Origin of the sequence: Actinomadura sp. B10D3 (assembly GCF_039871695.1) — a bacterium.
Classification (GTDB): Bacteria; Actinomycetota; Actinomycetes; order Streptosporangiales; family Streptosporangiaceae; genus Spirillospora; species Spirillospora madurae.
In genome coordinates this window covers 261,502-274,097 of the sequence record NZ_JBDPLY010000002.1, presented here as the reverse complement: position 1 = coordinate 274,097, position 12,596 = coordinate 261,502, and the positions used below count along the sequence as shown (strand labels likewise).

Sequence of the window (12,596 nt, the reverse complement as noted above, 5' to 3'; positions counted from 1 at the left end):
CCCGGCTCCTCCGCGCGAGCCACCGTTATGAACGGTCGGTGAGGCCCTCTTCCAACGCCGCCTCGTAGGCGCGCAGCGCGCCGACGACCGTGGCGCGTTCGGCCGGGGCGAGGTCGCGCATGACGCGCTCCCAGGCGGAGGCGCTGCCGGAGAGCCATTCCGCGATCGGCGCGGCGAAGGCGGGGGCGATGGCGACGATGCGGCGGCGTCGGTCGGCGGGGTCGGCGGTGCGCTCCAGCACGCCGAGCTTCGCCAGGTCGCTCACCATGAGGCTGACGGTGGTCGGGGCGACCTCCAGCCGGGCGGCGAGCTCGCTGACGGTGACCGGGCCGTCGTACTCCAGGTGCGCCAGCAGCGCGAGATGGCGCGGCGCCAGGTCGAAGCCCTGGAGCGCCGCGGGGATGGGCAGGCGCTTGACGCGGCCGACGATCCGCGGCATGAGCAGCAGCAGCGTGCGGACGGCCTCGTCGACGGCCGGACCGCCCGAGGGGGTGGACATCGGCACCTCCGGAGGTTACATTGCCTTTGAAATTAAAGCCTTTGAGGTCAAAGAGAACGGGGACCGCTGTGCCGCACCTGACCGTCCACCTTTCCGAAGACAGGCTGGCGGGCCACGAGTCCGCGCTCATCACCGGGCTGACCGAGGCGATCGTCGGAGCCTACGGCGAATGGGCCCGCGAGCTGGCGACCGTCCACCTGTCCGGCGTCCCCGCCGGCCGCCTCGCCCAGGGCGGCAAGGCCGTGGACACGACCGTCTCGCTGGTGATGGGCGTCCGCGCCGCCGCCTTCGACCGTCCCGAGGCCGCCGAGTTCAGCGCGAAACTGGCCGCGGGCCTCACCGACGCGATCACCACCGTCCTCGGCGAGGAGCTCCGCCCCGGCACCACGGTGGAGCTCGTGGCGTCCCCCCAGGAACGCACCTTCGTGGCCGGCGCCCCCGCGCCCTGACCGGCGGCGGCCGCGGGCGTCCCGGCCGATCGGCCGAGCCGGGGTCGGCGGCTCGGCGATACTGGGGGGATGGTCGACGACGAGCGCTGGAAGGCGCGTTTCCGGGCCGCGCGGATGAGCCTGCCCCGATGGGCGCGGGACGCCCCGAGCCGCAGCATCTACCGGTCGAACGCGACCGGGACGTGGGAGATCTACACCTGGGACCGCGACACGGGCGAGCAACGCCAGGTGACCGATCGCCCCAACGGCACCTGGATCGGGACCATCGACCCGTCCGGCGAGTCGGTGTGGTGGTTCGCCGACACCGACGGGGACGAGTTCGGCGTGTGGCGGCGCGTCCCGTTCGGCGAGACCGGGAGCGCTCCGGCGGTGCCCGATCTGGAGCCGTCGTACCCGTCCGGGGTGGCCCTCGGCCGCGGCGGTCTCGCCGTCATCGGGCGGACGACCGACGAGGGCAACACCGTCCACCTCTGCCGGCCCGGCTCGGCGCCGGAGGTGCTCTACCACCACGCGGAGGACGCGCACGTCGCCGACCTCTCCCGGGACGGGTCCCTGATCGCGATCGGGCACAGCGAGCACGGCGACAGCCGCCACATGGCGCTGCGCGTGCTGCGTCCCGACGGCACGGCGGTCGCCGACCTCTGGGACGGCCCCGGCAAGGGCGTCTACGGCGCCGGGTTCGCCCCGGTCGAGGGCGACGCGCGGCTCCTGGTCAACCACGAGCGGCGCGGCCGGGAGGAGATGCTCGTCTGGGACCCGGTCGCCGGCACCGAGCGGGAGATCGTCCTCGACCTGCCCGGCGAGATCGGCGCGGACTGGTACCCCGACGGGACGGCGCTGCTGGTCTCCCACTCGCACGAGGCGCGCGACGAGCTGTACCGCTACGACCTGGTGGACGCGACGCTGACCAGGATCGACACGCCGCGCGGCGTGATCGGCGGGGCGGCCGTGCGGCCGGACGGGACCGTCGAGTACATCTGGTCGTCGGCCGCCGAGCCGCCGGTGATCCGCTCCACGTCCGGCGCGGTCGTCCTCACGCCTCCGGGGCCGCCGGCGCCGCCGTCCGTCCCGGTCGAGGACGTGTGGGTGGACGGGCCGGGCGGCCGGATCCACGCGCTGGTCAGCAAGCCGGAGGGGGACCGCCCCCACCCGACCGTCTTCGACGTCCACGGCGGGCCGACCGCGCAGGACGACGACTCGTTCGTCCCGACGGCCGCCGCCTGGGTCGACCACGGGTTCGCGGTCGTGCGCGTCAACTACCGGGGCTCGACCGGCTACGGGTCGCAGTGGCGCGACGCCATCGAGGGGCGCGTCGGCCTCACCGAGCTGGAGGACGTCACGGCCGTCCGCGACTGGGCGGTCGGGTCGGGGCTCGCCGACCCGGAGCGGCTCGTCCTGACCGGTGGGTCGTGGGGCGGGTTCCTCACCCTGCTCGGCATCGGCACGCGGCCGGACGACTGGAGCGTCGCGGTCGCCGCCGTCCCCGTCGCCGACTACGTCGCCGCATACGAGGACGAGATGGAGGGGCTCCAGGCGTTCGACCGGTCGCTGTTCGGCGGCTCGCCGGAGGAGGTCCCGGAGCGGTACCGCGAATCGTCCCCCATCACCTACGTCGAGCGGGTCACGGCGCCGGTGCTGGTCCTCGCCGGGGAGAACGACCCGCGCTGCCCCATCCGGCAGATCGACAACTACCTGGCGCGGCTCGCCGAGCTGGGCCGCCCGCACGAGGTGTACCGCTACGACGCGGGCCACGGCTCCCTCGTCGTCGAGGAGCGCATCAAGCAGATGGCCGCCGAGATCGGCTTCGCCCGGAAGCACCTCGGCATGTCGTGAGCCGTCGGGGCGGGCGGTCGCGCCGCCCGCCCCGGGTTCACGCGCGGACCTCGCGGATGATGCCCACCAGCTCGCGGGTCACCGACTTGAACCCGGGCAGGCGCGACATCGACACCATCCGGTTGACCAGCGGGACCGTCCGCTCGACGAGCAGGTAGGTCTTGCGGCAGCCGGGCGAGCTGTCGTGCACCCAGTACAGGACGATGCCCATCGAGTAGATCCACAGCAGCTCGGGCAGCTCGGCCCGGAACTCCTTGTCGATCTTCAGGTCGGAGCCCTCGACGACCTCGCGGTAGATCGCCACCGCCGAGTCGCGGGCCGGGCCCGACTCGGCGCTGAACGGGTTGAGCGGGCTGGTCGGCTCGGCGGCGAACTTGAAGAACTTCCCGGCGAACTCGTGGTACGGGACCATCGTGTCGACCCGCGCCTTCAGCACGCCCAGCAGCCGGGCCGCGAAGGCGGTCTCGGAGTCCAGGACGGCCCGGCAGGCCGCGACGTGATCGTCCTGCAGCTCGTCGTAGTAGGCCTGGATCAGCTCTTCCTTGGAGCCGAAGTAGTAGTAGGCGTTGCCGACCGAGACGCCCGCCTCCTTGGCGATCGCCCGCATCGTCGTCGCCTCGTACCCGCGCTCCCGGAACAGGCGCAGCGCCGTCTCGACGATCAGGGCGCGCGTCTGCTCGGACTTCACGGCCTTCGTCTCGGTCACGCATGCCACCCTAAAGCCCGAGTGCGACGTCCCGCTCATGCCACGAACCGCCGCACGGCGCAACCCCGCGTCCGGGAACGGTATACCCAGACCGGACCGGCACCGCGCCACCCCCGCTCAGCCGGTGAGTTCCGCGGCGATCAGCTCGGCGGTCTGGGCGGTGTTGAGCGCGGCGCCCTTGCGCAGGTTGTCGCCGCTGAGGAACAGGTCGAGCGCGTACGGGTCGTCCAGGGAACGGCGGACGCGCCCGGCCCAGGTCGGGTCGGTGCCGGCGACGTCGGAGGGGGTCGGGAACTCGCGCGTGTCCGGGTTGTCGCACAGCACGACCCCGGCCGAGCGGGCGAGGACGTCCTGCGCCTCCCGCCGCCCGGTCCGCTCCTCGAACACCGCGTGCACGGCCATCGAGTGACCGGTGATCACCGGGACGCGGACGCAGGTCGCCGCGACCCGCAGCCCCGGCAGGCCGAGGATCTTGCGTGTCTCGTCGCGCAGGCCGACCTCGTCGGACGTCCAGCCGCCGTCGGCGTGCGTCCCCGTCCACGGCACGACGTTCATCGCGAGCGGCGCGGGGAACGGGCCGAGCTCGCCGACGACGCCGCGGATGTCGCCCGCCCGGTTGCCGAGTGCCCGGTCGCCGCCGACCTTCTCCAGCTGCCCGTACAGGGTGTCGGTGCCGGCCCGGCCGGCCCCGGACGCCGCCTGGTAGGACGCGATGACCAGCTCCTTCAGCCCGTACCGCCGGTGCAGCGCGCCGATCGCCACGATCATCGACAGCGTCGCGCAGCCGGGCCCGGCGACGATGCCGCGCGGGCGGTCCCGCACCCGCTCCGGGTTCACCTCGGGGACGACGAGCGGCACGTCCGGTCGCGTCCGGAACGCCCGGGAGCCGTCGACCGCGACGGCGCCGCGGGCCGCCGCGACCGGCGCCCACTCGGCGGCGACCGCGTCCGGCACGGCGAACATCGCCACGCCGACGCCGTCGAAGACCTCGGGGGTCAGCGGGGCCACCGGCACGTCCTCGCCGCGCACCTGGAGCGGCCGCCCGGCGGAACGTTCCGACGCCACGAGCCGGATCTCCCCGTACACGTCACGGCGGGTGGACAGCAGGTGGCGCATCACCGATCCGACCGCCCCGGTCGCGCCCACGACCGCGAGGGCCGGACGTCCGGAATCCGAGTCCATCGTCGCACTCACATCCTCAGAACTACCGCGATCCGCGACCGGTTCCCGGACGGGATGGTCCCACCGGCGCGGACGAGGGTCTGAGTCGGGCGACGCAAAAGGCCGCGCGGGGCGCGATCGCCCGCGCGGCCCCGCGAGGACGTCAGCGGCCGGTACCGCCGTAGACGACGGCCTCGACCTGGTCGGAGTCGAGGTCGAAGGCGTGGTGCGCGGCGGCGACCGCGGTGTCGATGTCGTCCTGCGCGACGACGACGGAGATCCGGATCTCCGAGGTGGAGATCATCTCGATGTTCACCCCGGCCTCGGCGATCGCGCCGAACAGCGTCGCGGTGACGCCCGGGTGCGAGCGCATCCCGGCGCCGATCAGCGACACCTTGCCGATCCGGTCGTCGTAGCGCAGCGACTCGAACCCGATCCGCTCCTTGACCTTGTTCAGCGCGGTCAGCGCGCTCTGCCCGTCGGTCGACGGCAGCGTGAACGAGATGTCGGTCCGCCCGGTGGACGCCGCCGACACGTTCTGCACGATCATGTCGATGTTGATCTCGGCGTCGGACAGCACCGTGAAGATCGTGGCGGCCTCGCCGACCTTGTCCGGCACCCCGACCACGGTGATCTTGGCTTCGCTCCGGTCGTGCGCGACGCCGGAGATGATCGCCTGCTCCATGTCCTGTCCCTCGATCTCACTGCTGTCGACGACCCACGTGCCCTCCTTCTGACTGAAGGAGGAGCGCACATGGATCGGGATGTTGTACCGGCGCGCGTACTCCACGCAGCGCAGATGCAGGATCTTCGCGCCGCTCGCCGCCATCTCCAGCATCTCCTCGTAGGAGATCTTCGGGATCTTGCGGGCGGCGGGCACGATGCGCGGGTCGGCGGTGAAGACGCCGTCGACGTCGGAGTAGATCTCGCAGACGTCGGCGTCCAGCGCCGCGGCGAGCGCCACGGCGGTGGTGTCGGACCCGCCGCGGCCGAGCGTGGTGATGTCCTTGGTGCCCTGGGAGACGCCCTGGAACCCGGCCACGATGCAGATCGAGCCCTCGTCCAGCGCGGTCCGGATCCGGCCCGGCGTCACGTCGATGATCTTGGCTTTGCCGTGCGAGCCGTCGGTGATGACGCCCGCCTGGGAGCCGGTGAACGAGCGGGCCTCGTGGCCCAGGTTCGCGATGGCCATGGCGAGCAGGGCCATCGAGATGCGCTCGCCCGCGGTGAGCAGCATGTCCAGCTCGCGCCCCGGCGGGAGCGGGCTGACCTGCTTGGCCATATCGATGAGATCATCCGTCGTGTCGCCCATGGCGGAGACCACGACGACCACGTCGTTGCCCGCCTTCTTCGTTGCGACGATGCGCTGGGCGACCCGCTTGACGCCATCGGCGTCGGCGACGGAGGAGCCACCGTACTTCTGTACGACAAGAGCCACGAGCGGGCGCTCCTCGGATCGGGGTCAGGCGTTCCGGACGACGAGTCTACAGAGCCCGCACCGGTGGATCACGACCAGGTAACTCCGCGTCGCCGGGCCGGGGCCGCTACACGGCCGCCCGCTCAGGCGCGAGCGCCTCGGCCAGCCGCCGCCACTGGGGCATGGCCGTCCGGCCGGGCTCGACCCCGATGACCTGGACGCCGACATGGTCTGCGTCGGCGTCGAGGTGGTCGTTCAGCCTCCGGACGATCCTGCAGAACCCCGCGACCCGCGCCACCGTCCGCGGATCGGCGAAGTCACCGAAGTTCGGAATATTGATCGAGAACCGCATCCGATCATGCTCCTTCACGGCAAGGAAAAGGGCAACCCTATGACCCGTCCGGGCCATACCCGGGCAATGAACAGCACAAAAGGCGCGGCAAAACGAAATCGACGTTGCCGAGGGAATCGAACCCGGGTGCAGGGGTAAACCATGGTCGCTCTCCTTGGTGAGGAGCGACGCCGAACCGAGACGGGGAGACGGCCATGAACAGAATCTTGATTTCCGAGAACGATGAACGCATCGCCCGGTTCCTCCACAAGGGACTGCGCACCCATGGCTTTCACCCGACCGTCGTCGCCGACGGCGATGCGGCACTCAGCCACGCCCTGTCCGGCGAGTACGACCTTCTCGTGCTCACCATCGGGCTTCCGGGCCGCGACGGCTTCGACGTCCTCCGGCGGATCCGCGCGGCGCGGTCCCCGCTTCCCGTGATCATCTTGACGTCGCGCGCCACGGTCGGTGACACCGTCGCCGGCCTGGACGGCGGCGCGGACGACTACATGACCAAGCCGTTCCGGTTCGATGAGCTGCTGGCGCGCATCCGGCTGCGGCTCCGCAGCACGCAGACGGCGAGGGCGGCGCCCGCCGCCCTCGGCGTCGACGGGTTGACGCTCGACCTGCGCACCCGCCGGGCGCGGACGCCGGACGGGCGCACGGTGGATCTCAGCGCGAAGGAGTTCGCCCTGCTCGACCTGCTGCTGCGGCACCCGCGGCAGGTGGTCTCGCAGGAGCAGATCCTCGACCATGTCTGGGGCCCCGCCGTCGGACCGTGTTCGAACGTCGTGCCGGTCTACATCGGACGGTTGCGGCGCAAACTCGGGCCCGACGTGATCAAAACGCTCCGCGGCATGGGGTACCGGTGCGGTTGAACAGCACGCCCTGCATACCCTTCTCTTTTCTGGTCAGGTCACTGATCAGTAAAGCATGAGAACATGCTCACGCTCCTTTCACGCTGGTTTCACATGGGTGGCACAGGCTGAGTGTTGGACTTTCCTTCTTTGCCTGGCGTTCGGGCGGAGGACCCGCCCCGGACGGTCCGTCTTCAGCCCGCCTTCACGTGAGCCGCTGAGAGGGGTGGTCGATGAACCGCGTGCTGGTGCTCACCGACTCGCGTTATCTGGGCCAGCTCATGCCGCGCGCCCTGGTCGACGCGCTGCGCGGTCGCGGGGTGCCGGTCGCGGCGGCCCCGGCGGACCGGCTCGTCACCGAGGTGCGGGCGGACGGCGGCACGGTGCGGGGCGGACGGCGGGTCCCGCCGGCGCCGCGGCCGGGTGATCTCGTGGTGCCGCGCACCCGGCACCCGTTCGCGCTGTCGCTGCTGTACCGCGCGCAGCTCGACGGTGCCCGCACGGTCAACCGCTGGGAGGCGATCCAGGCGGTGCGCGACAAACCGCACGCCGCACTGCTGCTCGCCCGCGCCGGGGTGCCCACCCCGCGGACGTTCCTCACCGACCGGCCCGCCTCGCTGGCGGGCCTTCCCGCCGCGGCGTGGCCGCTGCTGCTGAAGCCGCCCTACGGCGACAACGGCGACGGGATCGTCCGGGTGGACTCCCCGCGCGATCTGGAGCGGCTGCCCTGGCCCGACGGCATGGTCCTCGCCCAGCACTACGTCGACGTCGCGGGGGTCGACGTCAAGCTGTACGGGGCGGGCACGCAGGTGTGGGCGGTGCGGCGGCCCTCGCCGCTGATCGCGCCGGGACGGTGGGACGAGCCGGTGCCCGTGCCGGTCACCGAAGAGCTGCGGGCGCTGGCCCTCGCCTGCCGTGACGCCTTCGGGCTGGAGCTGTACGGCGTGGACGTGCTGCCGTCCCCCGGCGGGCCGCTGGTCGTCGACGTCAACGACTTCCCGAACTACACGGGGATCGCGGAGGCCCCCGACGCGGTCGCCGACCTCGTCCAGTCCCGTCTCGCGGAGGTGGTTCCACCTTGACCACGATCAGAACCGGGGTGCGGATCGTCCTGGTCCACGGCAAGAAGCCGACGCGCCACTCCATCGTCTGGAAGGTGCTCGCGGAGTTCCGCGCGCTGGGCGCTCACATCGAGACCTGGCAGGACGCGCCGGACCTGCCAGGCGCCGTCTTCGCCCGAGCCGACCTGGTCATCCTGCGGTCGGTCCATCCGGATACGGCTGCGTCGGCGCGGGCGAGCGCCCCGCCGGGGGCCGTCTGGTGCAACGCACCGGCCGCCACGGCGACGGTCGCCGACCGGGTGGAGACCTGGCGGCGGCTCGCCGCGGCCGGCCTCCCGGTGCCGCCGGCGCGGATCGTCGACGACCCGCGGGCCGTGGCGGGCATCGCCGCCGGCCGGCCGGTGGTGGTGAAGACGCCGCTGGGCAGTCGCGGCGAGGGAGTGACGCTCCTCGATCAGGGGGACGCCTTCCCGGCCGGCGGCCGGGGGCCCTGGCTCGTCCAGGACCGGATCCCGGGCGACGGCTGGGACCGCAAGCTGTTCGTGGTCGGGCCGCACGTCCACGGGACGCTGCGCCGCTGGCCGGCCCGGTCGCTCGCCGAGAAGCTGGGCCGCCCGCTGCGCCCGGACGCCGCGATGGCGGACCTGGCGCTCGGCGCGGGGCGCGTGTTCGGGCTGTGCGCCTACGGCGTCGACATGATCGGCGGCACGGACGGGCCGGTGATCGTCGATGTCAACGCCTTCCCGGGGTTCAAGGGCGTCCCCGGCGCCGCCGGCCTCGTCTTCGACCACCTGCTCGGCCACCTGGAAGGGGGGCACAGTCATGCGCGTAGTGATCGTCGGTTCCGGGAAGCTGGGCTGCGGGTACCTGGTCCCCTTGTTCCTGGAGGCGGGGCACGAGATCCTGCTCGGCTGCCGGACCCGTGAGACCGCCCGCCGCATCCGGTCGGCCGGCGGCTGGCGGGTGCGCGTGACCGGGGAGCCGCCCGAGGAGGTCCGCGGCGTCGCCGCCGCGGCGGTGGGCACGGCTGACCTGGACCGGGCGGTCGCGGACGCGGACCTGATCGTGCTCAGCGTGGGCGAGGGAAAGGTCGCCGAGGTCGCGCGGCACCTGGTCCCCGGGCTCGCCGCCCGCCGGGACCGGCCGCTGGACGTGTGGGTGGTGGGGAACGCCGACTGCGCCCGCCGGGTCCGCGGAGCGCTCGCCGGCACCGCGGAGGCCGGCGGGACGACGCTGCCCCCGCTCGGGGTCGCCGGGGCGGTCGCCCGGGTGGCCGTGAGCCGCGGCAGCTGGCACGAACCGGGGGTGCCGGAGTTCGTCGGCGACGCCGCCCGGCGGCTGGACGTCGACGCCCTCCCGCTGCGCCTGGCGCCGCCCGCACTGCCGGGCGTGCACGCCACCTGCCAGTTCGGCGCGCGGCTGCGCGAGAAGCTGTTCGTCTTCAACACCGGCCACGCCTTCACCGCCTACCTCGGCTGGCTGCGCGGCCACCGCACCATCGACACGGCGATCCTCGACCCGTTCGTCCGGCCCGTCGTGACCGGCGCGCTGCTCGCGGCGCGGCGCGCCGTCCTCGCCGCCCACCCGTGCCTGTGCCCGGGGCACGCCCCGGACCCCGTCGACGACGTGCACGCCCCCGTGGCCGACGTGCTCGCCCGCTACGGCAACACCGAACTCGCCGACCCCGTCGTCCGGGTGGCCCGCGACCCGATCCGCAAGCTCGCGCCCGGCGACCGGCTGCTGGGGCCGGTCGCCCTCCTCGGCCGCACCGCCCCGCGCGGCCTGGCCCCCTTCGTGCTCGGCATCGCCGCCGTCCTCCTGTACGGGTACGGCGACGGGGCGGTGCTGTCGGCCGACGCGTCGGCGCGCCGGCTGCGCCGGCTGCTGGACGAGCGGGGCGCGCCCGCGGTGCTGACCGGCGTGTGCGGTCTGGGCGCCGACGACGGGTTCGCCGCCGCGGTCGCCGACCGCTACCACGACTTCCGGTACGCCGACGGCGGCCCGTGGTTCCCGCCGTCGGCACCGTTCCCGCCCGGCGTGCCCGGCCGGAGCGACCGCCGTCCAGCGACGGTGACCCGGTGAGCGGGCCGCGGGTCTGCGTCCTGGTCGAGGCCGGGTCGGACGCGGGCCGCAACCCGCTGCTGCGCCCGCTCGGTGCCGCCCTGAGCGCGCGCGGCGGGAGCCTCACGTCCTTCGACGCGACCGCCCCGTGGGAGCCCTCGGACCTGCCGGAGGCCGACGTCCACCTCATCAAGGGCGGCGACCCGGCGGTGCTGTGCGCGGCGGGGGCCGTGGCCGACGCGGGCGGCGCCTGCCTCAACGCCCTCCCCGCGACGTTGCGGGCCATCGACAAGATCCGGACGCTGGCCCTGCTCGAACGGGCGGGGCTGCCGGTCCCCCCGACGACGGTGGCGGCCGACGCCGGCGCGGTGGCGGACCTGCTCCGTACGTCGGGAAGGCCCCGGTTCGTGAAACCGCTGCGCGGCCGCCTGGGGCGGGGCGCCGGGGCCCTTCACCCGGGGGAGCACCCGGCGGGCGGCGGACCCTGGCTCGTCCAGGACGTCGTCGACGGGCCCGGCTTCGACTACAAGGTGTGCGGCGTGGGCGACCGGGCCGCCGTGCTGCGGGTCCACGTCGAGCCCGGCTGCCTGGACGTGCCACGCGTCCCCGTCCCCGACCCGGACCCGGCGCTCGTGCGGCTGGGCCTGCGGACGGCCGAGGCGTGCGGGCTGACCTGCTGGGGCATCGATGTCGTGACCTGCGCGCACGGCCCCGTGATCGTCGACGTCAACACCTTCCCCGGCTTCCGCGGGGTACCGGACGCCGCCGGCTGGGTCGCCGACGCCGCCCTCGCGATCGCGTCCCGGGGACACGCGCCATGAGCGTGCCGAGGGTCTTCCGGACGGGCGGCTCCCCGCCCGCCCGCGCGTTGCAGGCCGTCGTCGTGGAGGGTTTCACCACCCGGCTGGCCTTCGGCGTGGTGATCTTCGCGATGCCGCTCTACGCCCGGCAGCTGGGCATGTCGCTGGCGGAGATCGGCGTCCTCGTCGCGTTGAAGCCGCTGGTCGAGCTGATCGTCAAGCCCATCATGGGCTGGACGGTGGACCGGTGGGGCGCCCGCCGCGGCTACCTCACGGCGGTGACGGTGCGCCTCGTCGCGTCGATCCTGCTGTTCACCGCCGCCACGCCCGCCTCCCTCTACCTGGTGCGGCTGGTCCAGGGGGCGGCGTCGGCGGCGCGGGATCCGGCGTCCATCAGCGTGGTGGCCGGCTCCGGCACGCGGAAACTCGGCCGGGCCTTCTCGATCTCGTTCGGCGCGAAGGACCTGGGCGCCGTGTCGGCGGGGGCGCTCGGCGGGCTCCTCCTGGCCCTGAGCGGCAACGACTTCCGGTTACTGTGGGGCTTCGTCGGGGCGATCTCCCTCGTCCCGGTCCTCGTGGTGTGGCGCTGGGTTCCGCGTCCGGAACCGCGACCCGAGGACCCTCCGGCGCCCGAGGAACCGGTCGCCGTCCGGCTGGTGAAGGACCCGCCGCCGGGACGGAGCCGACCCGACCCGGAGCTGCGGGTGTTCCGCGACGGCCGCCTGCGGCTGCTGTGCGCGCTGGGCCTGCTCGCCGGGATGACCGCCCACATGACCCACGGGCTCTTCCCCGTGCTCGCCGCCGAGGTCGCGGGCCTGAGCCCCGGGCAGATCGGGGCGATCTACTCCGCGTCCGTGCTGGTGCTGCTCATCGTCGGCCCGCTCGCCGGCCTGGCCGCCGACCGGTTCGGCGCGATGCCGCTCACGGGGGCGCGCACGCTCGCCAACACGCTGTCCTCCCTGCTGTACCTGGTCTTCCCGACCGCCGCGGGGCTGCTGAGCGGCCGTCTCGTGGACGTCGCGGGCCGCGCCGCGTTCCGGCCGCCGTGGGGGAGCCTGCTGGCCCAGGCGGCGCGCCGCGCGGGGCCGCGGGCCGGCCGGGTCGTCGCGACCCTCGACACGGCGCTGTCGGTCGGGGAGGCCCTCGGGCCGGTCATCGCCGCGCTGCTGTGGGACGTGTGGGGCCTCGCGGCGTTCCTGCTGGTCCGCGCCGGCCTCGGCGTCGCCACCGAGCTGGTCGTCTCGCGACGCCTGCGCCATACCGTCCTCTGACACCCGTGGCCTGCTCGGGGGCGGCTCGAAAGGTGGGCGGGGTGGGAGATGTCACCGATTTCCGGCCCTCTTGGCGGACCACCCAGAAGTAGGGCAAAGCGTCTATGTATCGGCGGGGTGGGCGGTGTGCCGCGGGTCGTGCCGTCC

Annotated in this window: 13 protein-coding genes; 8 read left to right on the top strand and 5 right to left on the bottom strand. The window is 73.7% G+C overall.

Annotated elements, in window-relative coordinates; translation table 11 throughout:
* Positions 1–25: 25 nt before the first annotated feature.
* Positions 26–499: a helix-turn-helix domain-containing protein gene (locus ABGB11_RS04530; RefSeq protein WP_347629064.1), complete on the bottom strand. Its 474-nt coding sequence runs from the start codon at positions 497–499 to the stop codon at positions 26–28.
* Positions 500–567: 68 nt separating this feature from the next.
* Here ABGB11_RS04530 and ABGB11_RS04525 point away from each other — a divergent pair, with 68 nt between their 5' ends.
* Both ABGB11_RS04525 and ABGB11_RS04520 read left to right on the top strand, forming a co-directional pair.
* Positions 568–948 (top strand): hypothetical protein, encoded by a 381-nt coding sequence (locus ABGB11_RS04525; RefSeq protein WP_347629063.1) that lies wholly within the window; start codon positions 568–570, stop codon positions 946–948.
* Positions 949–1,017: 69 nt separating this feature from the next.
* The gene (locus tag ABGB11_RS04520; RefSeq protein ID WP_347629061.1) at positions 1,018–2,781 is read left to right on the top strand and encodes a prolyl oligopeptidase family serine peptidase; all 1,764 of its coding nucleotides are present in this window, start codon (positions 1,018–1,020) and stop codon (positions 2,779–2,781) included.
* Between the two features lie 37 nt (positions 2,782–2,818).
* On the opposite strand, the gene ABGB11_RS04515 is transcribed toward ABGB11_RS04520, so the two are convergent.
* The 4 genes from ABGB11_RS04515 to ABGB11_RS04500 form a co-directional block, all read right to left on the bottom strand.
* Positions 2,819–3,487 carry a TetR family transcriptional regulator gene (locus ABGB11_RS04515; RefSeq protein WP_347629059.1) on the bottom strand — a complete coding sequence of 223 codons (669 nt, stop codon included), beginning with the start codon at positions 3,485–3,487 and terminating at the stop codon, positions 2,819–2,821.
* 117 nt (positions 3,488–3,604) lie between these two features.
* A complete protein-coding gene (locus ABGB11_RS04510) occupies positions 3,605–4,669 on the bottom strand; it encodes an aspartate-semialdehyde dehydrogenase (RefSeq protein WP_347629057.1) in 1,065 nt (354 codons plus the stop codon).
* Positions 4,670–4,811: 142 nt separating this feature from the next.
* Positions 4,812–6,086 (bottom strand): aspartate kinase, encoded by a 1,275-nt coding sequence (locus ABGB11_RS04505; RefSeq protein WP_024934438.1) that lies wholly within the window; start codon positions 6,084–6,086, stop codon positions 4,812–4,814.
* Between the two features lie 106 nt (positions 6,087–6,192).
* Entirely contained in the window at positions 6,193–6,417 is a 225-nt protein-coding gene (locus tag ABGB11_RS04500; RefSeq protein ID WP_347629055.1) for a hypothetical protein, read from the bottom strand.
* 194 nt (positions 6,418–6,611) lie between these two features.
* Between ABGB11_RS04500 and ABGB11_RS04495 the strand changes: the two genes are divergently transcribed.
* The 6 genes from ABGB11_RS04495 to ABGB11_RS04470 all read left to right on the top strand — a co-directional run bounded on the left by ABGB11_RS04495 (position 6,612) and on the right by ABGB11_RS04470 (position 12,449).
* Complete coding sequence (locus ABGB11_RS04495) at positions 6,612–7,277, top strand: response regulator transcription factor (protein WP_347629053.1); 666 nt, start codon at positions 6,612–6,614, stop codon at positions 7,275–7,277.
* 212 nt (positions 7,278–7,489) lie between these two features.
* Positions 7,490–8,338 carry a hypothetical protein gene (locus ABGB11_RS04490; protein WP_347629051.1) on the top strand — a complete coding sequence of 283 codons (849 nt, stop codon included), beginning with the start codon at positions 7,490–7,492 and terminating at the stop codon, positions 8,336–8,338.
* A complete protein-coding gene (locus tag ABGB11_RS04485; protein ID WP_347629049.1) occupies positions 8,335–9,243 on the top strand; it encodes a hypothetical protein in 909 nt (302 codons plus the stop codon). The genes ABGB11_RS04490 and ABGB11_RS04485 overlap by 4 nt, the downstream gene beginning before the upstream one ends.
* Positions 9,140–10,399, top strand: a complete 1,260-nt coding sequence (locus tag ABGB11_RS04480; RefSeq protein ID WP_347629047.1) for a hypothetical protein — start codon at positions 9,140–9,142, stop codon at positions 10,397–10,399. Before ABGB11_RS04485 ends, ABGB11_RS04480 begins: the two co-directional genes overlap by 104 nt.
* Complete coding sequence (locus ABGB11_RS04475; RefSeq protein ID WP_347629045.1) at positions 10,396–11,199, top strand: hypothetical protein; 804 nt, start codon at positions 10,396–10,398, stop codon at positions 11,197–11,199. The genes ABGB11_RS04480 and ABGB11_RS04475 overlap by 4 nt, the downstream gene beginning before the upstream one ends.
* Complete coding sequence (locus ABGB11_RS04470) at positions 11,196–12,449, top strand: MFS transporter (protein ID WP_347629043.1); 1,254 nt, start codon at positions 11,196–11,198, stop codon at positions 12,447–12,449. The genes ABGB11_RS04475 and ABGB11_RS04470 overlap by 4 nt, the downstream gene beginning before the upstream one ends.
* Positions 12,450–12,596: the final 147 nt, after the last annotated feature.